At 36.2% G+C, this 22,142-nt stretch carries 22 protein-coding genes; 6 read left to right on the top strand and 16 right to left on the bottom strand.

What is annotated here, in order from left to right; all coding sequences use genetic code 11:
- Positions 1–3: 3 nt before the first annotated feature.
- Positions 4–462, bottom strand: a complete 459-nt coding sequence (locus ACFSRZ_RS00280; protein ID WP_379664508.1) for an Lrp/AsnC family transcriptional regulator — start codon at positions 460–462, stop codon at positions 4–6.
- A gap of 160 nt (positions 463–622) precedes the next feature.
- Here ACFSRZ_RS00280 and ACFSRZ_RS00275 point away from each other — a divergent pair, with 160 nt between their 5' ends.
- Entirely contained in the window at positions 623–1,435 is an 813-nt protein-coding gene (locus ACFSRZ_RS00275) for a DUF1338 domain-containing protein (protein ID WP_379664507.1), read from the top strand.
- An 84-nt stretch (positions 1,436–1,519) separates the two neighbouring features.
- Here the strand turns inward: ACFSRZ_RS00275 and ACFSRZ_RS00270 are convergent, their stop codons facing one another.
- The gene (locus ACFSRZ_RS00270; protein ID WP_379664506.1) at positions 1,520–2,581 is read right to left on the bottom strand and encodes a bestrophin family protein; all 1,062 of its coding nucleotides are present in this window, start codon (positions 2,579–2,581) and stop codon (positions 1,520–1,522) included.
- Positions 2,582–2,760: 179 nt separating this feature from the next.
- Between ACFSRZ_RS00270 and ACFSRZ_RS00265 the strand changes: the two genes are divergently transcribed.
- From ACFSRZ_RS00265 to ACFSRZ_RS00255, 3 genes are all read left to right on the top strand, one after another.
- On the top strand, positions 2,761–5,268 hold the full coding sequence (locus tag ACFSRZ_RS00265; protein WP_379664505.1) for a M14 family metallopeptidase: 2,508 nt from the start codon (positions 2,761–2,763) through the stop codon (positions 5,266–5,268).
- Positions 5,269–5,481: 213 nt separating this feature from the next.
- Positions 5,482–6,123, top strand: coding sequence for a peroxiredoxin (locus tag ACFSRZ_RS00260; protein WP_379664504.1), 642 nt, complete (start codon positions 5,482–5,484; stop codon positions 6,121–6,123).
- 111 nt (positions 6,124–6,234) lie between these two features.
- Positions 6,235–6,393, top strand: coding sequence for a YqaE/Pmp3 family membrane protein (locus tag ACFSRZ_RS00255; RefSeq protein ID WP_379664503.1), 159 nt, complete (start codon positions 6,235–6,237; stop codon positions 6,391–6,393).
- A gap of 101 nt (positions 6,394–6,494) precedes the next feature.
- On the opposite strand, the gene ACFSRZ_RS00250 is transcribed toward ACFSRZ_RS00255, so the two are convergent.
- The 9 genes from ACFSRZ_RS00250 to ACFSRZ_RS00210 all read right to left on the bottom strand — a co-directional run bounded on the left by ACFSRZ_RS00250 (position 6,495) and on the right by ACFSRZ_RS00210 (position 14,845).
- Positions 6,495–6,833, bottom strand: coding sequence for a tRNA-binding protein (locus ACFSRZ_RS00250; RefSeq protein ID WP_379664502.1), 339 nt, complete (start codon positions 6,831–6,833; stop codon positions 6,495–6,497).
- Positions 6,834–6,838: 5 nt separating this feature from the next.
- Complete coding sequence (locus ACFSRZ_RS00245; protein WP_379664501.1) at positions 6,839–7,297, bottom strand: Mpo1 family 2-hydroxy fatty acid dioxygenase; 459 nt, start codon at positions 7,295–7,297, stop codon at positions 6,839–6,841.
- A 507-nt stretch (positions 7,298–7,804) separates the two neighbouring features.
- A complete protein-coding gene (locus ACFSRZ_RS00240) occupies positions 7,805–8,335 on the bottom strand; it encodes a YfiT family bacillithiol transferase (protein ID WP_379664500.1) in 531 nt (176 codons plus the stop codon).
- A gap of 17 nt (positions 8,336–8,352) precedes the next feature.
- The gene (locus ACFSRZ_RS00235; protein WP_379664499.1) at positions 8,353–9,027 is read right to left on the bottom strand and encodes a tetratricopeptide repeat protein; all 675 of its coding nucleotides are present in this window, start codon (positions 9,025–9,027) and stop codon (positions 8,353–8,355) included.
- Between the two features lie 98 nt (positions 9,028–9,125).
- Complete coding sequence (locus ACFSRZ_RS00230; RefSeq protein WP_379664498.1) at positions 9,126–10,298, bottom strand: hypothetical protein; 1,173 nt, start codon at positions 10,296–10,298, stop codon at positions 9,126–9,128.
- Position 10,299: 1 nt separating this feature from the next.
- Complete coding sequence (locus ACFSRZ_RS00225) at positions 10,300–11,220, bottom strand: glycosyltransferase family 2 protein (protein ID WP_379664497.1); 921 nt, start codon at positions 11,218–11,220, stop codon at positions 10,300–10,302.
- Between the two features lie 2 nt (positions 11,221–11,222).
- A complete protein-coding gene (locus ACFSRZ_RS00220; protein ID WP_379664496.1) occupies positions 11,223–12,491 on the bottom strand; it encodes a hypothetical protein in 1,269 nt (422 codons plus the stop codon).
- A gap of 17 nt (positions 12,492–12,508) precedes the next feature.
- Positions 12,509–13,330, bottom strand: a complete 822-nt coding sequence (locus tag ACFSRZ_RS00215; protein WP_379664495.1) for a hypothetical protein — start codon at positions 13,328–13,330, stop codon at positions 12,509–12,511.
- 189 nt (positions 13,331–13,519) lie between these two features.
- Positions 13,520–14,845, bottom strand: a complete 1,326-nt coding sequence (locus ACFSRZ_RS00210) for a hypothetical protein (protein ID WP_379664494.1) — start codon at positions 14,843–14,845, stop codon at positions 13,520–13,522.
- Between the two features lie 184 nt (positions 14,846–15,029).
- On the opposite strand from ACFSRZ_RS00210, the gene ACFSRZ_RS00205 reads away from it, so the two are divergent.
- The gene (locus ACFSRZ_RS00205; protein ID WP_379664493.1) at positions 15,030–16,346 is read left to right on the top strand and encodes a sulfatase-like hydrolase/transferase; all 1,317 of its coding nucleotides are present in this window, start codon (positions 15,030–15,032) and stop codon (positions 16,344–16,346) included.
- 2 nt (positions 16,347–16,348) lie between these two features.
- Here ACFSRZ_RS00205 and ACFSRZ_RS00200 read toward each other — a convergent pair whose 3' ends face one another.
- Positions 16,349–17,059 (bottom strand): metallophosphoesterase family protein, encoded by a 711-nt coding sequence (locus ACFSRZ_RS00200; protein WP_379664492.1) that lies wholly within the window; start codon positions 17,057–17,059, stop codon positions 16,349–16,351.
- Positions 17,060–17,069: 10 nt separating this feature from the next.
- Positions 17,070–17,486: a cupin domain-containing protein gene (locus tag ACFSRZ_RS00195; protein WP_379664491.1), complete on the bottom strand. Its 417-nt coding sequence runs from the start codon at positions 17,484–17,486 to the stop codon at positions 17,070–17,072.
- A 224-nt stretch (positions 17,487–17,710) separates the two neighbouring features.
- Here ACFSRZ_RS00195 and ACFSRZ_RS00190 point away from each other — a divergent pair, with 224 nt between their 5' ends.
- Positions 17,711–17,992 (top strand): hypothetical protein, encoded by a 282-nt coding sequence (locus ACFSRZ_RS00190; protein ID WP_379664490.1) that lies wholly within the window; start codon positions 17,711–17,713, stop codon positions 17,990–17,992.
- Positions 17,993–18,046: 54 nt separating this feature from the next.
- On the opposite strand, the gene ACFSRZ_RS00185 is transcribed toward ACFSRZ_RS00190, so the two are convergent.
- Genes ACFSRZ_RS00185 through ACFSRZ_RS00175 form a run of 3 tightly spaced genes read right to left on the bottom strand, consistent with a single transcriptional unit; the run spans position 18,047 to position 22,131 of the window.
- Positions 18,047–18,976 carry a peptidylprolyl isomerase gene (locus tag ACFSRZ_RS00185; protein WP_379664489.1) on the bottom strand — a complete coding sequence of 310 codons (930 nt, stop codon included), beginning with the start codon at positions 18,974–18,976 and terminating at the stop codon, positions 18,047–18,049.
- Positions 18,977–18,995: 19 nt separating this feature from the next.
- Complete coding sequence (locus ACFSRZ_RS00180) at positions 18,996–20,540, bottom strand: hypothetical protein (protein WP_379664488.1); 1,545 nt, start codon at positions 20,538–20,540, stop codon at positions 18,996–18,998.
- Between the two features lies 1 nt (position 20,541).
- Positions 20,542–22,131, bottom strand: coding sequence for a peptide chain release factor 3 (locus tag ACFSRZ_RS00175; RefSeq protein ID WP_379664487.1), 1,590 nt, complete (start codon positions 22,129–22,131; stop codon positions 20,542–20,544).
- Positions 22,132–22,142 lie beyond the last annotated feature (11 nt).

Genomic DNA, 22,142 nt, shown 5'->3' with positions numbered 1-22,142 from the left:
GGACTATTCGATTGGAACGTTTCTTTGAAAACCGGTATTGAAACAGATAAAAGAATCTGTACCTGCTACTCCAGAGATCAAGTGTACATTATCGTATAAAATTCTCTGCAAATGTTCGTTATCTTTTGCGAAAATCAAAATAAATATAGCGTAGTTTCCCGAAACATAATTGCACTCAACAATTTCCGGTATTTTATGAAGTTCTTCCATCACACTTTTAGCAAAACGAGCTTCGCGCAATCGAATACCTGTATAGGATTTGGTTTTGTAACCTAGCTTTCTTTCATCCAAGATAAACTCGGTCTTTTTAATTACGCCTTCCTGTGTTAACTTTTTGATTCTCTGATGCACTAAAGAATTAGAAACATTCAACTCTTCTGCAATTTGAGAGTAGGGTTTTCTGGCATCTTCCCTTAAATGTGACAACAATTGCTTGTCTACATAATCAAATTGATTCTCCATAAAATAGTTTTTTACTGAGTTGAAACAAAAATACAATTTTTGAATTAGATAAAAATCAATTTGACATAAAATAAATGGTATATAGGTTAAATTGTGTTTTGTGTGATTGAAATAGAATCAAATCGTTTTAATTTTGCCATGTAAATTATTTGAATTAAAAATGACAACAACACAGCTTTTTAGCAAATTGTGGAATGAGTATACAGAGCGTACTCCTTCTGCAGAAAAGATTAAAGATCTATTTACAAGCAAAGGCAATACCGTGTATAACGATCATGTTGCTTTTAGAACATTTAACGATCCTCGTGTGGATATTGATGTATTGGCTGTTCCTTTTTTAGAAGCAGGTTATGAAGAGTGTGGTGAGTATAACTTTGAAAAAAAGAAGTTATATGCAAAGCATTTTGAGCATATGACAGACAAAGATGCTCCAAGAGTATTTATTAGTCAACTATTGGTAGAAGAGTTTTCTCCTGCGTTGCAAAACGAGGTAAAGAAAATGATCGACAGCATTGCTGAAGAAGAATTAACATCCGATGAGTTGATCTTTAAAGGTCGCTTATGGGAGCAACCTAGTTACGAAGTATACAGCCAATTGTTAGAAGAAACAGAATATGCAGCTTGGTTGTATGTAAACGGATTTTGCTCAAACCATTTTACCGTTGATGTAAACAGATTAGATACATTTTCTTCTTTACAAGAAGTAAATGACTTCTTAAAAGAAAACGGTTTTAAAATGAATGCATCTGGAGGTGAGATCAAAGGAACTCCGGAGCAATTATTAGAACAATCTAGCGTATTGGCTGATAGAATTCCGGTTGAGTTTCAAGAGCGTACACAAGAGATTACATCTTGCTATTATGAGTTTGCATTTCGTTATCCAATGATTACAGGAGAATTGTATTCAGGATTCATTGCCGGTTCGGCAGATAAAATCTTTGAAAGTACAGATATGAGATTGCAGGAAGCTTAGGCTTTTAGAAAAAGAGATTTGTTTTTGGCATCATTTCAAGCTTTAGGGGGCTGCAAGAAATGATGCTTTTTTTATGCATAAAAACTATAGTTGAGCGTTGTGATCTTCCGGGAACTGACTTGGGATAATGTCTTCTTCTTCATCTAACATCTGACGTAGATCGATCTCAATTCCTCTTGAAATGGTAGAAATAGGTACGTCGTTTACAATTCCTTCAAACGGATTTTCACCTACTCTTGCCATACGTTCCATAATATGAAATGCCCAAGATACAGAGGCACAAAAAGGAATGGCCAACCAAATAAAATAAGACCCAATAACAGGGTGTGTAAATGAGATCTGATTTGCTATTTCTGCAAATTCCGGTACCAAACCAAAAGGCAATAAAATAACAAAAAGCTTTACCATATAATACGCTAAAGTAGCGTACTGCCTTGGATAAGGGAAGTTTTTAATTCGTTCAGATTTTCCTTGATGCGTAAACAACTCTTCCAAAACATTTTCTAATTCTAAGAAAGCAAACTCCCAAATATATCCTTGGTCTTTAAGTTCTCTGATGTGTTTAGACTGTAAATATAAAAGTGCTGTTTGCTTGTTTTTCTTACTCATTACATACGCTTTTTCCTCCGGAGACAAATACATTAATAGGTTATCTTCTAAGGTAGAAATTCGTTCCGGAATGTGTAGCATTTTGGTCCACTCTCTATTGCTTTTAGACTTATGAGAAGCTTCCCAACTTCTGCTTTCTCTCATGGCATATCGCAGTGCTGTCATCCAAGCAATATGTCGGTAGATCAGTATTCTTTTTTGCTCTTTTAATTCTTGCTCAGAAAGTGGGTCTACTGCATGGTTGTTGTTTAGCATGTCTTGAATTTTCATTCCCCAAGTTCTGGATGTATTTACAATAGCTCCCCAAATTTTACGTGCTTCCCAAATTCTATCATAGGCAGCATTGTTTTGAAAACCAACCATAAAGGCAACAGCGGTACCAATTAAAGCTACAGGTGTCCATGGTACATTTAAGAAAGACCACTCTTGAACTTCGTATAAATAGGTAATGATTCCGGTGTAGGTTAAAAAGATAAAAGTTTCGCCGCGAGACCAGAGAAACATGTCTTTAACGGAATATCGGATTTTGGTAAGCATAGTTTTTTTAGTTGACTCTCAAAAATAAGAGTTTTTTTGAAAAGAACTTGAGCCTTATCTATAGTAGCTTTTAAGGTTTGAAGGTTCAACAGATAAAGAAATGTCGTTAAATCCTGAGTAGGAATCTTTTGCTGATTGTGATTTTAATATATTTGTTAGAACTAAATTCAAAATTCCCAATGAGAAATTTTTTATCTGTTTTCCTTTTGTTGATGCTAAGTTTTTCTGTATCAGCTCAAAAGGTAGATCTTCGTTATTACATTCCTGGTGATGAACGTTACAATACCAATATTCCAACTCCTAAAGAGATCATAGGACATGAAGTAGGTGAGTGGCATGTAACTCATGATAAGTTAGTTGAGTATATGAAAGCGCTGGCAGCTTCTTCTGATAGAATTACTTTAGAAGATAGAGGAAAGACCTTTGAAGGTCGCCCGTTGTTATTGTTAACCATTACTTCTCCTCAAAATCATGCACGATTAGAAGAGATTCGTAAACGACATATTGCTGCTACAAACGATGCGTCTATTGATGTGAGTAACGATCCTATTGTTGTATACCAAGGATTTTCTATTCACGGAAACGAGCCTAGTGGTTCTAATGCTGCTTTGGCAGCTGCGTACTATTTGGCAGCATCTTCTAAGTCTTCAACACAAAGTTTGTTAAACAATGCTGTGATCTTGTTCGATCCTTCTTTCAATCCTGATGGATTGCAACGTTTTGCATATTGGGCAAATACCAACAAGAGTAAGAATGTAAATCCGGATCCGAACGACAGAGAATATACAGAAGTTTGGCCTAGAGGTAGAACCAATCACTATTGGTTTGATATGAATCGCGATTGGTTACCGGTGCAGTTACCGGAATCCAGAGCAAGAATCAAAACCTTTCATAAGTGGTTGCCAAATATTTTAACAGATCATCACGAAATGGGGTCGAATTCTACTTTCTTTTTTCAACCGGGAATTCCTAGTAGAACACATCCTTTAACACCTCAAATGAACCAGGATCTTACAAAAGAGATTGCTACTTACCATGCTAAGGCTTTGGATAAGATTGGTTCGCAATACTATTCAGAAGAGAGTTTTGACGATTTCTACTACGGAAAAGGATCAACCTTCCCGGATATCAACGGAAGTATCGGAATCTTATTTGAGCAAGGAAGTTCTCGTGGTCATGCACAAGAAACCAGTAACGGATTACTAACTTTCCCATTTACCATTAGAAACCAATATACAGCAGCCATGTCTACTTTAGAAGCTGCTAAGAATATGCGTGTTAAGATCTTGAAATACCAGCAAGATTTTTACAAGCAAGCAAGAAGAGAAGCAGCCAAAGGAAAAGCCATTGTTTTTGGTGATGAAAAAGATGCTGCAAAAACCTATCACTTGGCCGAAATATTGAAAAGGCACAATGTGAAAATTCACGATATCAAATCTGATTTTACAAGCAACGGTAAGCGATTCAAAAAAGGATATAGCTATATCGTACCAATGAATCAGAAGAACAGTCGTTTGGTAAAAGCCATGTTCGATGTAAGAACCCAATTTAGAGACAGCTTGTTCTATGATGTATCGGCTTGGACTTTTAACCATTCTTTTGGAGTTGACTATGCTGAGAATGTTGCTTTGAATAGAGTAGGGAATGAGATAAAGAACTTAGAGCTTAAAAAAGGAAGCGTAAGTGTAAAAAGTGATCTTGGATACTTAATGCCTTGGAACGAATATTATGCTCCAAAAGCTTTAAACACCATTTTGCAGAAAGGACTGCGTGCTAAAGTTTCTATGAAAAACTTTAAGAACGGAGGAACTTCATACGATTACGGAACCATTTTTATTCCTGTACAGAACCAGAAAATGGATTCGAACGAATTGTATCGCTTCCTGAAAAAAGTAGCTGAGGATTCTCATTTACAGATCAACGGAGTTAGTACTGGGTTGAATGATGGAATTGATTTAGGAAGTAACAATTTCAGAAACATCAGAAAACCTAAAGTAGCAATGTTGGTAGGAGGAAACATCTTTGGAAACGATGCAGGAGAGATCTGGCACTTGTTTGACCAACGTTTTGATATGCATGTAACCAAACTGGATATGAGCTATTTTAATCGTGTAGATATTAGCAAATACACAACCATAATTGCCCCAAATAGCTATAGCATGAGCAAAGCTGCTTCAGACAAGCTAAAAACCTGGGTAAGAAATGGTGGAGTTCTTGTAGGTTACAGAAATGCTGCAAACTGGTTAAAGAGTCAGAAATTTATGACGTTAGATTTAGACAAAGCAAAGATAGATACTGTAAAGAATGTGTCTTTTGAAGACCGTTCAAAACAATCGGGAGCTCAAGTAATTGGAGGAGCTATTTTTGAAGCAAAAGTAGATCGTTCTCATCCGGTTAACTTTGGGTATAAGAATGATAAGATTGCGATGTTTAGAAACACAACAGTTTTTATCAAGCCAGATAAGAGAAGCTATAACAACCCTATTCAGTATACCAGTAATCCATTGTTAAGCGGATATATCTCTAAAGAGAATGCCAAGGTGATCAAAAACACGGTGCCTTTTAAAGTTCAACGTATGGGAAGAGGTAGAGTAATGATCTTTACAGACAATACCAACTTTAGAGCTTTCTGGTACGGAACCAACAAATTATTGATGAACGCTGTATTCTTTGGAAATCAAATGTAATTTGTACTTAGCACTTAAGTGTTAGTATTGAGTTCTTGTAGACTGATTTTTTTGAAAATAAAGAAAAATAATCCCCACTGACATTAAGAGTAATCGAAATAGAGGTGGGGTTTTTCTTTTATAGATGTAATAATATGAGGTAAATACGACTTAAGATACGTAGAGCCATTTACGGCAAACCAAATAAAATACTAACAACTAAATTTATATAAAATGAGTACAATTAGATTAGGAGATATAGCTCCGGATTTTTTGGCCCAAACAACAGAAGGAGAAATTAATTTTCATGATTGGTTGGGTGATAGTTGGGGTGTGTTATTTTCTCATCCGGCAGACTACACACCGGTTTGCACAACCGAATTGGGAACAGTAGCAAACTATAAAGCTGAGTTTGACAAAAGAAATGTAAAAGTTATTGCTTTAAGTGTTGATGGGATAGATTCGCATCATGGTTGGATTAAAGATATTAACGAGACTCAAAATACAGTAGTAAATTTTCCAATTGTAGCAGATGAAGATCGCAAGGTGTCTACATTATATGATATGATTCATCCAAATTCTGATGATAAGATGACTGTACGTTCTGTATTTGTGATTGGAGCAGATAAAAAAGTGAAATTAACCATTACTTATCCGGCTTCTACAGGGAGAAACTTTGATGAGTTATTAAGGGTGATTGATTCTTTACAATTAACAGCTTATCACAAAGTAGCTACTCCGGCCAATTGGAATAATGGAGATGATTGTGTTATTGTACCTTCGGTAAGCAATGAAGAAATTCCAGGAATATTTCCAAAAGGACATAGAGAAGTAAAGCCTTATTTAAGATTAACTCCTCAGCCTAATTTAGATTAGACAGTTCAAAAAATATTGTTAACCCCATAAATTCATTGAGTTTGTGGGTTTTTTTGTGTAACAAAATCAATGTTGGTGCGTCTTTTAAGTGTACTAACCAACAAATAAGCTATGAGTTTTTTACGTGTATTATTAGCCATTCTATTTCCACCCTTGTCGGTTATAGACAAAGGATGTGGCTCCTTTTTTATAGTGTTTTTGCTAACTTTATGTGCCTGGGTTCCTGGTGTAATAGGTGCTTTGGTGATCTTAAATAACCCGAAGAATTAACGATGAACAATGCTTCAATAAACAATACTTCAATTAACAATTAACACTGATCACTGGTAATTGTATAATTGTATAACTGATAACTGATCATTGCCCAACTGTTAACTAATCTGCTCTCCGTTTTTAATCTCTTTAGAAGCTTGTAGCAAAACTACATGCCCATCATCATTGTATACACCCAAAACCAAACATTCGCTCATAAAATTGGCAATCTGCCTAGGTTTGAAATTAACAATAGATGTTACCTGACGGTTTAGTAATTCTTCTTTGGTGTAGAGATCAGTGATCTGAGCGCTCGATTTTTTGATTCCCAGATCTCCAAAATCGATTTTTAATTGATAAGCGGGCTTACGAGCTTTAGGAAAGTCGTTTACTTCAATAATAGTTCCTACTCTAATGTCTACTTTTAGAAAGTCTTCAAATGCAATTTCTTCTGCCATTGGTATTATTTACTCAATTTTTTTACTACCCATAATGGGCCAATTAATAAGAATTGTAAGTCTTTGATAAATGAAGGTTTTTTTCCTTCTATTTTATGACCGTAGAACTGCCCAATCCAAGCCACAACAAAAATAGTAATAGAAGCATATAAGATGTTTACATTATTCCCTAACCAATAGTTGCCTACAATGGCTAAGAGAATAAAAAAGATCATTTGTGCAAAGTACCAAAATCCAAGGCGTAAATAGAAGATAGAAATGATCAACCCTACAACAACTGCCCAGTTTTCCAATAGTGGATTATATAAGCCAAAAGTACTTTTAAGAAACCCTGTAGGAATGCTCATTAAGAGCCCAATAACACTAAAGAAAATAGCTGGAACACAAATATAGTGTACCATTTGATTGGTAGGATTTTGATGACTTACAGCATACTCATCAAACCATTGTTGTGCGGTTTTCATATCGAAAAAATTTGAATCCTAAAGATAGAAATTTAAATACAATATTGTTGGTTCTAATGAAGACTTCTCGATTGACCATTGTTCGCGCTCCCTGAGCGAAGTCGTGTTCTCTGAGTGAAGTCGAAGAGAAACAAGCCTATAAACTTATAAACCTATAAACCAGCAAACATATCAACCCATAAACAGGCTGCTTCTTCCAAAGGCTCGGAATCGCAGTGACAACGTAGTTCCCAATCGAGTTGATAGTTTGATTTGACACAAACTTATAAACCCATAAACACATCACCCCATAAACAGACTGCTTCTTCCAAAGGCTCGGAATCGCAGTGACAACGTAGTTCCTAATCGAGTTGATAGTTTGATTTGACACAAACTTATAAACCCATAAACACATCACCCCATAAACGGACTGCTTCTTCCAAAGACTCGGAATCGCAGTGACAATGTAGCTATCAATAATCACTGTTCTCTGAGCGGAGTTGAAGAGAAAACTATAAACAGGCTATGTTATTTCCAACCTTTGCGAATCAACAGGTTTTCTATATGCGCATAATGATGATTGCAATGCCAAGCGTAGATGCCAATATTTTTTCTCAAAACAACAGTGTCTTTGCTTTCAGGATGTACAAAAGATTTGTTGAGGTCTTCGTCTGTCAATCCACGAAGAAGATACACTAATTTGGCATGTACAGCTTTTAAATGATCTAACGATAATTGAATAGGGGCAGTTCGGGTATCAAATAACTCAGCCCAATTTGCTTCCTCATATGCTTTAATCAAAGGGTTGTCTTCCGTTAATGCCCATTTGAAACGTATGTAACTATGATGATGACTGTCTGAACAATGATGAACTGTTTGTCTTATTGTCCAACCACGTTCTCTATAGGGAGTTTCTAGCTGTTCTTCTGAAAGATCTTTTACCAAGTTTTTCAGTCGTGTTGGAAAATCTTCCAAGGTTTGTATCCATTCTTGTTTGATCTCTTCTGTAATGTTCTCAGGAGCTACAAATTGCCCTATTGGATATCGTAAGTCAGTCATTGTAGGTTAGCGATTGATTATTCCTTAGTAAGTTTTTGTAATTGACGTTTTGAACTTCTGTTCTCAGGATTAATTGCCAAAGCTTTTTTGTAATACTCGATAGCTTTTACAGTATCTTTCTCTTTACGGTAAGCATCTCCCATGCTATCATAAGTATTAGAGCTTTTTGGGTACAATGCAATATTGATCTTGAAAATAGCCTTTGCGTCTTCCATTTTATTTTCTCTCATGTAGTGATAACCCAACTGATTCATACTCCACTCTCTGATCGTGCGATCTAAAGAATCTCTTTTTTGAATAGCTAAATACCCTTGTAAAGCTTTCTCGTATTCTTTGTTTCTAAAATACTCATTTGGTGTTTTTTCTCCTTTAGCCAGTTTTAGAAAACTAAATTTTTCTCCATCATGCTCTCTTTTAGGAGCAAGTTCTATATGCATTTCTGGCTCAGAAACAAAGATCAATTTTTCATTCATTTCTTTTAAGTAGAAAGAATTGTCACCAGCCTTAATTGGAACCATATCCTGACCTCGCCATTTAACATTCATCTTACCATCTACAAAATGAACATCAAGAGTTTCATCAGAATTAAAGAGGTATCTCCCTTCTGCAGCTTCTATAAACTCAGGAGAGTTTTTAGAATTTCCACAAGAAATTAATAAGAATATACTTAAAAGGTAAAAGACGCGTTTCATATAGTGAGGTTTAGTTGTTAAAAATAAACTTTTGTTTGTAAAAAGAAAAGTCGTTTCATGTACATGAGACGACTTTTTAGTTTGTTTTGTTACATCTTTTAATCTCTAAAATCTTTGATCTTTGGTGTCTTTGATGTTGTAGGGTCTGCATACAGTTCCTTCTCGTCTGTAAATTCGACAGTTAAGATGGTAAATTGGGGATCACATTTTAAATGTTTTTGCAAACCTTCGGTAATTTCTTGTACGTATTGTTTCTCTTGTTCTTTTGTGATATCGGACTTGATTAGCAACACTTTTATTTCATTTTGAAAGGAAGTGTTCATAGAGAGCTGAAATTGATACCTGTCTACTTTTCCTAAGAATCCCTGAAAGTCTTTTAAAAAGAAAGAATCTGCGTTAATCACAAACGAATTGTCTTCTCTGGCAGCTAGAATCAATATTTTTTTTCCGTCTTTTTCTATCACTTTTCCAATGTCTCCCATTTGATAGCGAAACAAAGGAAAGCGTTTTCTAAGCAAATTGGTTACCACAATATGACCAAAACCTTCTTCATTTGGATTGATAATCTCTATCAAAACATCTTCCAAGAAATGAAAATGCATAGGACTGTTAGAAAAATCTGACCAAGCCCAAATTCCGGTTTCCGCAGACCCGTATAAGGAATAAATTTGTTGGGTATTAAGTGTTTCTTGTAAGATCTTTTGTTGTGAAGGCAGTAAAAACTCACCTCCATATAGAACATTTTTGATGTTTGATTGCTTGTTGTCTATTTGCAAATACTTGGCATATAGAACTAACTTAGAAGGAGTGCCTAAAATAAAATCGGGTTTAAACTCTTCTGAGATCTTATAAGCCATATCATGAGGGGCACTGCTGCTGATGGGTAGAGTAGTGGCATTGCACCTTTCTAAAACATCATCAAAAATAGAAGCAGTTCTGTAAAGTGCTTTGTAGCTAAAAAGATTCAAAGCAATGGTTTCTGATGAGAATATACCTTCGCTAGTAAGTCTTTCTGCCAAACGCTGACGCTGCAATAGATTTTCCTGAATATCTACAGGAAAAATTAGTGGTTTATGACTGGAACCTCCGGATCTAACTAAATAGACTCCTTTTTTTTCGCCTTCTAAGGTAAAACGCTCTCTAAGAGCGTCTACCAGTTGATGTTTTTGAATGATAGGTGCGTCTTGATAATGTTCGATTCCATCGTAATAAGAACGAAACATAGGCGAACTTTTGATTCGCAAAAAATGTTCTTGTAATTGTTTTTCCATATCAGGCGTTTATGCGTAAAAAGTAGTATCGTAACTGCTTAAAGAAAATAGATCGATGCCTGTAAGTAAAGTAAACCTTTTGTCTGGAAGAACTAAGGTTCCTAAAGGAGTGCTTGATCCATCGTTGACAGATCACGCCCATTAACAATTTGTCGTATTTGTAGGTGCTTTTTTTATATCGTTTGTAGATAGGAGGAATTTCGATCTCGCTCCAGCTTCGGTATTTTTTTCTGGATAGACTTCCTTGTACTTCTCGTACCTGAATGTAATTTCCCATCAATAGTCCTACATTTCCAAGATTGGCCAACACATTTTTAAGAACTCGGTACCAAAAATCATTGGCTTCATTAAATAAAGCGTTTTCTACATAAGATATAGATTCCATCCATTGCCTTTTGGCAAAAACATTGCTTCCGGTTCCCATAACAAAATCGGGAGAAGTAATAGTTTTTAGAGGTTGATCTAATCGGTATCCATCCCTGGTAATAGAGGTAAGGTCTGCATAGAAGCTAATGAGTTTTGGATATTCAATCTTACTAGGAAATAATTGGATTCCAACAACCAAAAAATCGATATTGTGCTGATTGGTAAGCTGTTCTACTTGACTTAGTAATTCTGGATGATACAGATCATCAGCGTCTAAAAAACTAATGATATCTCCGGTGGTTTTGGAAAAACCGAGATTACGAGCATATCCGGGGCCTCTATTTTCTTCGAGTTCGATAATTTTAACATCAACTTTCTCAAATCGTTTTGGAGTAGTTTCTAAAAACGCTTTGGCTCTTTCTAAACTTCCGTCTGTACTGCGATCATCAATAATGATCAATTCTTTAGGAAGTTTTTCCTGAGCTACTACAGAGGCAAGTGTTTCTGCAATATAATTGACCTTATTGTAAAGAGGAATAACAACGGAAAACTCCATAATTATTCAGATTTGTCAAGAACACACGGAAATACAACGCCTCTTCCTTGGTGTAAGTTTACGATACTTTTAGAAGAACCTCTAAACAAACCGGGACCATAAGATTTACCATTAAAGCAAAGATCTAGCCCTACCAAGTTGATGGATTCTGTTGTTCCGTTTCTATTGATCTCGAATTTCTTTTGCTCTACATACGGTTGTACCATGTAGTTATTCCATTCGTTTTGTACTAAGTTTTCCCAAACTTTCGGATCGCATTCGCTTTTGACATGCATATCAATTCCACGACCACCACTATTGGGCTTTAGTATCCAATTTTCCTCAGAATTCAATAAGAATTCACGATCACCCGGGTTATCTATATTGAAAGATGGAATGAGGTATGACTTTAAAAAATTGTAGTCATCTAAATTAATATAGCTACCCATAATTTCTTCATTGTACAACAGGGTGAGTATTCTTTTATCGTGAATTAGGATCAACGTTCTTACATCGTTGATGCATCTACCACTTTTGATAATGGCTTTCAATACATCTTTGTCGAAAGATTTTAACTCTTCACGATCCATTTCTAAATAGAATTGACGTGCTGCCTGATCTCCTGCCATTACTTGTCCGCCCACAAGTTGCAAATCTTCAGGCGCTACGTCTATCATTGTAATTCCTTTAGAAGCTAATTCGTTTTTAAGGTAGTTAACTTCGGTTCCTTTTTCGCTTTTACGTACTATGAAGATAGGCTCATCAGCATCAAAACGGCCTGAAAGCTCTTCAATGAAATCATTTTGTTCTGGAATAGCATTCCAATTCTCATCAACATTTTTTACTAATGAGGAAACAGAACTATTTAAGTAAGTGCTTAGCATCCATCCGTTGATAGGGTACCTACATCCAATCTCACAGATTTTTGCCTGACCATTAATGTCGTAAATATAATCCGGACGATATAGACCCAGTTCATAAGGAACTCCTTCAGTCATAGAAAGAATTTCTTGAAGCTCTTTATCTAGTTGATAGACTCCTTGAATTCTTACATCTCTAAAGTAATTGTAAACAAACATAACCAATAGAGAATTCAGAATGCTACTCATGCGTTCTGAGTTTACTAAATAATCATTGTTTACGAGTACCGGCTGATTTAGAAATGTATTTCCTTCTTCGTAAGGAATCTCTCCGATAAAATTTTTAAGGTTGTCTAATAGTTTTTGATGTGGCAACTCTTTTTTAGAAAGAGTTGCCACAGATGCTTTTGTTGTTTCTTTTTGGTCTATCATGTTGGGAACGATTTATATTATGATGCTAGTGCACTTTCTGCTAATTGATTTTCCAGAACACCCATTACTTCCGATTTTAATCGCAAATAATCTGTAATAATCTCTTCCAGATCGTATTCTGTAATGTCTATATTTTGGGCTTTAGAGTAAGAAGCAACAGCGTTTACTGCGTGGAAAAAGTGATCTTTCTCAGTAGGTCCACAATGTACTTCTATCCATGCTAATGAATGTTGAATTTCTTGATCACTCATATCTGTAGTTGCTCGCAACCATTGATCAAATTTGGGTAAGATAAATTCAACCTCACCATGTGTATAGATCTCATGAACTAATGTGGTTAACAAACCAATCATGATGTCTTTGTTTCTTAGTGAGTTCTTGTCTTTCCAATCTTTGAAAGCTTTGGCTTCTGGACATAAGTATTTTTTTGTCAACCATGTATCATTACCACTAATATTGGTTGCCATAGTATAGAATAGTTTCGAGTGTAATACTCTACCTACTACAGCAAGATCTTCATCTACAATTCTGTTTAAACTTGCTACGGATCTAAATAAATCATATTCGCTAACCACCGGCTTATTTTTATGAATAAGCATTGTCATCCTGTTACTTAATCCCGCTACAGTTACAGCACTATTATTTGTTTGACTCCAGCTATGAAAGAAAGAATACAAGGTTTCTTTCTTTTGTTCTGTTGATGTAAGAGCAGTGAAACTACTTTCGATAATTTTAAACTGCTCATCTTGCTTTGGAAAATAACTCAGAAGTTGACTCTTGATGTGGCTATCTTCCATTTGTTCTATTACGGGGATAATAATGGAAATTAAATTTTTCATGAGATTGGTTTTTTTGAATTTGATATTTAGATAATCTCTACCAAAAAGTAGAGTACTAAAATTAGAGACTAAGCTTTTGATGTTTATAGGTGTTTTTACCTGTTTTGAAAAATAGGAGAAAGGTAGCGGTACAAAGAAAAAGCACCCGTTTACGGGTGCTTTTATCAATTATCAAGAGTGTGGAGTTGATTAACTCTTTGACCAATAATTTTTAGTGTCTGCATCATCTTGCCCAAAAATGTGACAGTTGATTGAACCGTCTGCGGCAGGATGAAATTGTACTTTTGCATGCGTTCCATCAGAATAAGCCATTCCGTAAGAATCAGAATTGCTAGTGATGTAATTGTTCCACTCATTCATATATTTATCTTGAGTTGCTTGAGAAGCGTACGTTGAGTTATCTTTATATGTAAAATCATTTGTGTCTTCAGAAATTCCTATATAGCCTAAGTTCATTGCTGTAACAAGGTCTCTAAGTACACTACTGATCATAGCTTGAAAACAAGTTGTATCTGCAACAGCATTGACTCCGGTAGCTGTCCAGTTTAATGAAACATTGTTTGCCCAACCTCCTTTTTTAATTTTACTTTGATCGCTAGGATCTGCATATTCAAAAGCCGGATATACATACATTCCGCTTGGACTGTTTCCACTCATAATGGTTCCTCCATTAATAGCATCTTTAGTACAGAAAATATATGTGGTATCTCCTTTTTTGGTACAATCGTCTGATGTAAACCAAACAACTACGTCAGATTTTTCAATAGGACATCCTGTAGGCATGTCAAAGTCTGGAGCACCGAATTTTCCGGTAAAATTAAAAGCGTCTAATTGTGTTCCTCCGTGAGGAGACCCTTTAGTACTATCAGATTGGATGTTTATGGTTGTGCCGTTTTCTGTGATCTTGGTAATGTAATCATCGTAAGTACCTTTGTACTGCGATGTAACCTCAGGAACTGTAGGTCCCCAAAGTTTTGTGTATGTATTTCCGTCAGTACCGGTTAGCGATACCTTTGCTGAAGTATCTGTAGCTAAACTACAAGCACTGATCAACCCGGAGATCATATCATTAGCGGTTTCACCATATCCGCAAGTTCCTGTTTTACTTCCTTTAGAATCTAAAAATTCAACACCACATAACAAACCAACTTGATCTACATTGGTTACGTCAAAATAAGTGTCTTGTCCTTCTAAATAGGTCAATTCAAAGAAACCACCTACCCAGTTAGGGTCAGCTGTTCCCATAGAAATGCTAGGATGATCTTTAATGGTTTTTGCTCCGGCTTCATTGGTGATGATATACCAAAAAGTTCCTGAATTTAAGTATTCAAAGCTACATGTGTAAGGCTTGTCTAAGCTTAGTGGTAAGATCTCGCTCTCTGGAGCCGGTAATGCCCAAGGTTGTAGGTACTCCATGTTGGCAAATCCTTCTGCTTTTGTTGCTCCGCCTGGTGCGAAGTCAAAAAATAAGTACAAATCTGTGTTTCCTGTTTTGTTGTAAAAATTGATAGTCATGATTAAGAATATTTACTGGTTACTTTTATATGGGACGGAGTTTAAAACTATAAACAAAGCGTTTATAAAGCACAGGTGTTTTTACCTGTTTTGAAAAACGGAGAATAGGACGGATGAAGAAAAGTGACCAAAAAATAAACTATTCATATAATCTTGGGTCTAAGAAAGAAACCAAATGAACCGAATGAAATTAAGATCAATTTTCCTGTCGCTTATAACTCTTGTTATGTTTAGTTGTAGTTCTTCTGTAGAAGAAGTAATTGATGACCCGATAGATGATTCGGATCCTGTAACCAGTAGCAAACCCAATATCTTATTGATAATAGCCGATGATCTTGGAAAAGATGCTATGATCAATTATACAGAAGGAAGTGTAAAACCTATGATGCCTACATTGCAAAGTTTAATCACTACAGGGATCACTTTTGACAATCTATGGTCGTACCCGGTTTGTACACCTACAAGAGCATCTATACTTACAGGAAAATATGGCTTTAGAACCGGAGTTTTGGAAGTAGGAGATAACATTTCTACAGCAGAAACTTCATTGCAAGAATATATTGATACACATACCGGAAACGAATATGCAACAGCTATTATAGGAAAGTGGCATTTATCAAATACAATCTCGGACCCTACTACAATGGGAATCGATTATTATGCTGGAATCTTAAATGGAGGAGTTCAGTCTTATACAAATTGGAATTTGGTTGAAAATGGGCAATCCGGAAATTCTACTGAATATACCACAACTAAGTTTGTAGATTTGGCAGTAGATTGGGTGGGAGGTCAGACAAAACCTTGGTTTTTGTGGTTGGCTTTTAATGCACCACACACCCCTTTTCATCTTGCACCCACCGGATTGCACTCTCAAGGAAATTTACCTACAGATCAAGCATCTATTGATGCCAATCCATTACCTTATTATATGTCGGCAGTAGAAGCAATGGATAGTGAATTGGGAAGATTTCTCAATAGCTTATCTACCGAAGAGAGAAATAACACCATTATCATTTTTATAGGAGATAATGGAACTCCAAATCAAGTAGCACAATCACCTTACAGTGCTATGCGTGCCAAAGGATCTATTTATCAAGGAGGAGTAAATGTACCGATGATCGTATCTGGAGTAGGGGTGAATCGATTTGGAGCTAGAGAATCGGCTTTGGTACATACAGCAGATCTGTTTGCAACCATTTCTTCGATTGCGGGAGTTACTGTACAAGAAATTCAAGACAGTTATAGTTTTTATGATCTTTTATCTGATGAGAATGCTACGGAAAGAGATTTTGTATATACGGAAAGATCAAGCAACGGGGTAATTTATACAATAAGAAACTTCGGCTATAAATTGATCGTTCACGAAAATGGGAATCAAGAGTTTTATAATTTGACAATTGATGCCTACGAAACCAATAACTTGATTGGAACAACTTTAAGTACAGAAGCATCTGCTGCAAAAACAGCTTTGGAAGCCGAGGCTGCAATCATCCGTCAATAGATTTAAAACAGGATAACTTCTGTTTGTATTTCAGATTCTTGTAAGGTAAGAATACGGTAGCCGAAGCTATTGGTGTCTATCTGGATATCGTCAGGAAGTTTAGCTACTTGAAAGGAACTTGCAGGGCTCACATACTGGCGTATAAGACCTATAGTTCTCTCATCATCTAAATGATAGTGACCGGAAAACAGAGTGATCTCTTTTTGAGAATTCTGTAAAACTTGCTGCACCTGATCTCTATTGAGCAACGAATACAAACGATCTACTTCTGTTGGAACTTCTATTATAGGATGATGAATACAAATGATAGCTTTTTGAGCAGAGGCAAGTTGTTTTTCTAACCATAGCAATTGCTCTGGATCAATAACTCCTAAACTGGAATCTAAAAACAGAAAAGTATACGGGTTATAGTCCTTACGATAGTAGAGTTTTTCTTGTGAGTTTAGAATGCCTGGGTTGAAATGTTTTACTATTTCAGAGGATGAATCGTGATTTCCCGGAGAAACATCAACTTGAAAGGTATTGAGAGATTGGAAGAATATTTTGTTGACAGAATATTCACCAATATCACCTCCGATAATAATATGATCGATGCCTCGAGAGGTAACATCTTGTAATATTTGCTCCCAATTCTTTTGACAATCTACTCCTTGATCTTTTGGGAATTGTTCTTCAAGATGAAGATCGGTAATATAAGCGATTTGATGTTTCATAGATACTTAATTAAAGAGCTATCTGTGTAACGGCTTTGTCTTTTTCGCCTACATAGAATACCAAGATCTCAGCAGTTGATTTTCCTGTATTCTTTCCGTAGTGCCTTTCGTTAGAGATCTCTACCAATACATCTCCGGCCTTGATGGTTTTTTGATTCCCGTCTTTATCTGTTATAGTCAATTCTCCTTTGGTTAATACGCCTGTTGTAATCACAGGATGAGAATGCCACGGAAGACTTGCTCCAGCCGGAATTATAACTTTTGAGATAGTTACTTTAGTTTGTCCTTTTAACTCAGGTAGCGGATTACCATTCCAGCTTTTTGTAGTTTCCAATAATACTGTGCTCTCTATTTTTTGTGGAGCTTTTTCTTGACAGGAAAAGAATAGGAGAGAGGCTATGAAGAGTAGTGATGCTTTCTTGATCATACTGGTTGAGTTTTTAAAATGACGAATTATAATTTCTCTATAAAAATACCCATTAATTTTTACGAGTCATATTACTTACATAAAAATAGTTAGGTGTTACTAATGGTTTTTATAAAGGAGCTAAAACACGCTATTATGCGAGTGTAATTGAACATAGTTTTGAAAGAAAAGAGGTGGAATCTGAAAAACCTAAACAGAGTAAGAGAAACTTAAATTAATAAACTATGTCAATTTCAGTAAATTTTGCCGTTTATGGAGCTTTAAACGGAGGTAACGAAAACAAAACGCAAGCAATAGATGTATCTGCTGCTTTGCAAGCTCAAATTGATGCCAATCAAGGTATTGTAAAGATTAGTAATTCTACGATGGGGTGTGATCCTAGTGTAGGAAACAAAAAGCATTTTGCAGCCAGTCTTAATGTAGATGGTACAGACAATGTATATTTTGCCTGTGAAGAAGGTCAGACTGTCGACTTTCATCATTGGATAGCGTCTGATTGTTCTTAAAACGAAAAAGCCGTTCCTAAAGGAACGGCTTTTTGTATTTATAATGAGTGTTCTTTATTTTACATTCATTAACTCAACATCAAAGATCAAAGTGGCATTTGGAGGAATTACTCCACCGGCACCTCTTTCTCCATAAGCTAAGTTAGAAGGAATTACCAAACGAGCTTTGTCACCTACTTTTAGTAATTGAATACCTTCATCCCATCCAGGAATTACCTGTCCTACTCCAATAGCAAACTCGATAGGCTGCTTACGTTTGTATGAAGAGTCAAATACAGTTCCGTCTAATAACTGTCCTTTATAGTGTACAGATACTGTAGCTCCTTTTGTAGCTTGTTTTCCGTCACCATTTTGGATGATCTTATAACGTAATCCGCTTGGCGTTTCGTCATATCCGGCAGCTACTTTGTCTAACAACTCTTTTTGCTTTCTTTTTTCTTCAGCTTCGCGTTCTTCTCTTGCCCCTTCAAACAGACGAAAAGCTTCAACAGCATTCCACTTTTCAGCTTCTTCTCCTACACGGATAATTTCAACAGACATTTCATCACCTTGAGCAACAGCATCTACAACATCTTGTCCTTCTAACACACTTCCAAAAACAGTGTGCTTTCCGTCTAGCCAAGGAGTAGCTACGTGTGTGATAAAGAATTGAGAACCGTTAGTTCCAGGACCGGCATTGGCCATAGATAATTTACCTGGAGCGTCGTGTTTTAGATCTGGATGAATTTCATCATCAAACTGATATCCCGGGCTTCCTGTTCCTGTTCCTAGAGGACATCCTCCTTGGATCATAAAATCTGGGATCACACGGTGAAATTTTAATCCGTTATAATAAGGAGTTCCTTGAGCTTTTGCACTGTTTTCAAGATCTCCTTCTGCCAACGCTACAAAGTTTCCAACTGTTCCCGGCGTTTTTTCATGTTCTAAGTTTACCAAGATGTCTCCTTTTGGAGTTGTAAACTTTGCATAGATTCCGTTATTCATGAGTATTGATTTTCGTTTTTTATTTTTTTGCGATTAATGTAGACAAACCATAGGTAAGTCCGATATTTATATTTGTTGAATTGGCATCTCCAATAGGAGTAATTAATTTTCCTCCTGAGAAAGAGACGCTAAAGTCTTTTGCAATGTGATAGTTGATACCTGCAACTGGTCTTACAATAATTCCCTCACCTGTATCTACTCTTCCTCCTCCGGCAGCTCCTACACCACCTTCAAAGTACAATGAGAAGTTTTGGTTGAAGAATTTAGGTGTTTGATATCCTAAGGCAAATAAACCATGGGCATACCCTCCGGAATTTCCTTCGTAAGCAAAACTGGCTTCACCTGCTAAGTAGAACGATTTAGAGATGTCGTACAGCACTCTAAATGCAATAGATTGAAGATCTACTGTGTGAGCCCCAAAACGTTTTACATCTGCAAAGGATTGATTTTCTATAGCAATACGAATTCCTTGAGTTCTAAACTTCTCGATCGAGTTTCCATTAGGATCTTCTGAACCTCCTGTAAAGTTCAAATACTTGATTCCAAATCCTAATGTATAAGCTTCTAAAGATCCATCTAAAGCTCTTAGGTATCCACCATGTCCGCTAAATGCAACTTTTTTAGCTATTTTAATATCAAAACCAGCACTTGGGTACATCATAAAACCTCCTTCTTGTGCTACTCTTCCTCCGGCAGCTCCCAAACCAAACTTTCCAAAGAGATTGATGCTTCTGGTTTGTACAAAATTATGACCACCCCCAAAGAACAATTGCATGTAACCTGCTGTTAAACCTCTGTAAATAGCATCTGTATGCGCATAGATAAACGTTCTTTCTGTCAAATACTTTTGATATTCACCTCCCAAAACATATAAGGTAACATCTAAATCTTCGCCATTATCTTTCTTTGAGTCTCCAATAGGGAAATAGAAATCAAATCGAGCTTGTGTTACACTTCTTACTACAGGCTTCTTCCAATAGTTATCTGAGTTTAGGTTCTTAGCAACGAATTCTCTCTGAGCGTCTTCGTAACTAGCTTTTCTAACAGAACTAGGAATCTCTACAAAGAAAGAAACACCATCACTTCTTATAATTCCGTTGGTAAAGTTAATAGCAGAATATTGTGCTCCAAACGCAAAACCTTTCTTTTTGTATTGCAAACCTATGTTTGGATTTAGCATCAATCCACCGTTTACCAGTGAGCGAAAACCACCACCTCCGGCTACATGGATATTGGCATCAAAATAAAGGTTCTTGTAAATTTTTGTGTTTACACCAAGATTAGCGCCCAGTGTAAAAAGTCCACCCTGATCGCCAAACAGAGCTCCGTGAAATCCTAAACCGGTATACAACCAATCATTGATATGGATTAGATAATTGGCTCCTAAAAAGCCCATTCTAGGTTCTAAAGGATAACTTACTTTCTCATTAGGCATTTGTACCGAATGATAACTAAGTCGAATTCCTGTTTTTAAGGTGTTTCCTTCTAGATTACTCAGATCTTCTTGAGCAAAAAGCGTAGTAGAAAACAAGCATACAGCTAAAAGTGTGGTCAGTTGTTTCATGTTATTCAAATTCACTTGTGAAATGCAATTTCACTGTTGGATATTTCTGCTGTGTCATTTGAATGGTAAAAGCAGAATCTGCCAAGAATACTAATTGTCCTTGCTTGTCTTTAGCAAGATAACGTTGTTTTACTCTTTTGAATTCTTTAAATTCTTCATTTTTCTCATCTTCCGGTTGTACCCAGCAAGCTTTGTGTACGTGTATGTTCTCATAGGTACACTTGGCTCCGTACTCATGCTCTAATCGATATTGAATTACTTCGTATTGGAGTGCCCCAACAGTTCCAATAATTTTTCTTCCATTCATGTCTAAGGTAAACAATTGAGCAACACCTTCGTCCATTAATTGATCTAAACCTTTGTATAATTGCTTAGACTTCAACGGGTCAGCATTGTTTACATAGCGGAAATGCTCTGGTGAAAAGCTCGGAATTCCTTTAAAATTCAGAACTTCTCCTTCTGTCAAAGTATCTCCGATCTTAAAGTTTCCGGTATCATGCAGTCCAACAATATCTCCCGGGAAAGATTCTTCAACGATCTCTTTCTTCTCTGCGAAGAATGCATTTGGACTCGAGAATTTTAATTTTTTCTTGTTACGAACGTGTAAGTAAGGTGTGTTTCTTTTAAAGGTTCCAGATACGATTTTTACAAATGCCAATCTGTCTCTGTGCTTAGGGTCCATGTTTGCATGAATCTTAAAGACAAACCCGGACATCTTATTTTCTTTAGAATCTACAACACGCTCTTCTGCTTTTTTAGGTTGTGGGTTAGGAGCGATGTCTATAAAACAATCTAGCAATTCTTTTACTCCAAAATTGTTTAAGGCAGACCCGAAGAAAACAGGTTGTAAGTTTCCATTTACATATTCTTCCTGATCAAAATCAGGGTACACTTCGTATACCAACTCTAATTCCTCTCTTAAGGTTTCAGCAGCATCTTCTCCAATAATTTCATCCAATTCAGGATTGGTGATATCGTCAAACTCAACACCTTCAGAAATGGTTTGTTTGTTCTCTCCTGAGAAGAGATTGATCTTTTTTCCGTAAATATTATAGATTCCTTTGAAATCGTATCCCATTCCAATAGGAAAACTCATAGGAGTTACTCTAAGCCCTAATTTTTGTTCTACTTCATCTAAAAGATCAAAAGCATCTTTTCCTTCTCTATCTAGTTTGTTGATGAATACGATCATTGGAATTTTACGCATTCTACAAACTTCTACGAGTTTCTCAGTTTGTTCCTCAACCCCTTTGGCAACATCAATTACTACAATTACACTGTCAACAGCCGTTAGTGTTCTAAATGTATCTTCAGCAAAGTCTTTGTGCCCAGGAGTATCTAGAATGTTGATCTTTCTGTCTTTGTAAATAAAAGCCAATACAGAAGTGGCTACCGAGATTCCACGCTGACGTTCGATCTCCATAAAGTCGGAAGTAGCTCCTTTTTTGATCTTGTTATTCTTTACAGCTCCTGCTTCTTGAATAGCTCCTCCAAACAATAATAACTTCTCTGTTAATGTGGTTTTTCCGGCATCAGGGTGAGAAATGATTCCGAATGTTCTTCTACGTTGTATTTCTTCTAAAAAACTCATCTACAAAAATT

The sequence above is a fragment of the Pseudotenacibaculum haliotis genome (assembly GCF_042684245.1).
Lineage (GTDB): Bacteria > Bacteroidota > Bacteroidia > Flavobacteriales > Flavobacteriaceae > Polaribacter > Polaribacter haliotis_A.
The sequence above is the reverse complement of the archived record's forward strand: the minus strand, read 5'-3'. Positions and strand labels throughout refer to the sequence as shown.

Bases quoted from the DNA above. Each gene is read 5' to 3' on its own strand.
- ACFSRZ_RS00230 (WP_379664498.1), bottom strand. From the start codon at position 10,298: ATGGAAAAACAATTACAAGAACATTTTTTGCGAATCAAAAGTTCGCCT.
- ACFSRZ_RS00220 (WP_379664496.1), bottom strand. From the start codon at position 12,491: ATGATAGACCAAAAAGAAACAACAAAAGCATCTGTGGCAACTCTTTCT.
- ACFSRZ_RS00245 (WP_379664501.1), bottom strand. From the start codon at position 7,297: ATGAAAACCGCACAACAATGGTTTGATGAGTATGCTGTAAGTCATCAA.
- ACFSRZ_RS00260 (WP_379664504.1), top strand. From the start codon at position 5,482: ATGAGTACAATTAGATTAGGAGATATAGCTCCGGATTTTTTGGCCCAA.
- ACFSRZ_RS00185 (WP_379664489.1), bottom strand. From the start codon at position 18,976: ATGAATAACGGAATCTATGCAAAGTTTACAACTCCAAAAGGAGACATC.
- ACFSRZ_RS00195 (WP_379664491.1), bottom strand. From the start codon at position 17,486: ATGATCAAGAAAGCATCACTACTCTTCATAGCCTCTCTCCTATTCTTT.
- ACFSRZ_RS00270 (WP_379664506.1), bottom strand. From the start codon at position 2,581: ATGCTTACCAAAATCCGATATTCCGTTAAAGACATGTTTCTCTGGTCT.
- ACFSRZ_RS00235 (WP_379664499.1), bottom strand. From the start codon at position 9,027: ATGAAACGCGTCTTTTACCTTTTAAGTATATTCTTATTAATTTCTTGT.
- ACFSRZ_RS00175 (WP_379664487.1), bottom strand. From the start codon at position 22,131: ATGAGTTTTTTAGAAGAAATACAACGTAGAAGAACATTCGGAATCATT.
- ACFSRZ_RS00215 (WP_379664495.1), bottom strand. From the start codon at position 13,330: ATGAAAAATTTAATTTCCATTATTATCCCCGTAATAGAACAAATGGAA.
- ACFSRZ_RS00225 (WP_379664497.1), bottom strand. From the start codon at position 11,220: ATGGAGTTTTCCGTTGTTATTCCTCTTTACAATAAGGTCAATTATATT.
- ACFSRZ_RS00210 (WP_379664494.1), bottom strand. From the start codon at position 14,845: ATGACTATCAATTTTTACAACAAAACAGGAAACACAGATTTGTACTTA.
- ACFSRZ_RS00200 (WP_379664492.1), bottom strand. From the start codon at position 17,059: ATGAAACATCAAATCGCTTATATTACCGATCTTCATCTTGAAGAACAA.
- ACFSRZ_RS00205 (WP_379664493.1), top strand. From the start codon at position 15,030: ATGAAATTAAGATCAATTTTCCTGTCGCTTATAACTCTTGTTATGTTT.
- ACFSRZ_RS00275 (WP_379664507.1), top strand. From the start codon at position 623: ATGACAACAACACAGCTTTTTAGCAAATTGTGGAATGAGTATACAGAG.
- ACFSRZ_RS00240 (WP_379664500.1), bottom strand. From the start codon at position 8,335: ATGACTGACTTACGATATCCAATAGGGCAATTTGTAGCTCCTGAGAAC.
- ACFSRZ_RS00280 (WP_379664508.1), bottom strand. From the start codon at position 462: ATGGAGAATCAATTTGATTATGTAGACAAGCAATTGTTGTCACATTTA.
- ACFSRZ_RS00265 (WP_379664505.1), top strand. From the start codon at position 2,761: ATGAGAAATTTTTTATCTGTTTTCCTTTTGTTGATGCTAAGTTTTTCT.
- ACFSRZ_RS00255 (WP_379664503.1), top strand. From the start codon at position 6,235: ATGAGTTTTTTACGTGTATTATTAGCCATTCTATTTCCACCCTTGTCG.
- ACFSRZ_RS00180 (WP_379664488.1), bottom strand. From the start codon at position 20,540: ATGAAACAACTGACCACACTTTTAGCTGTATGCTTGTTTTCTACTACG.
- ACFSRZ_RS00250 (WP_379664502.1), bottom strand. From the start codon at position 6,833: ATGGCAGAAGAAATTGCATTTGAAGACTTTCTAAAAGTAGACATTAGA.
- ACFSRZ_RS00190 (WP_379664490.1), top strand. From the start codon at position 17,711: ATGTCAATTTCAGTAAATTTTGCCGTTTATGGAGCTTTAAACGGAGGT.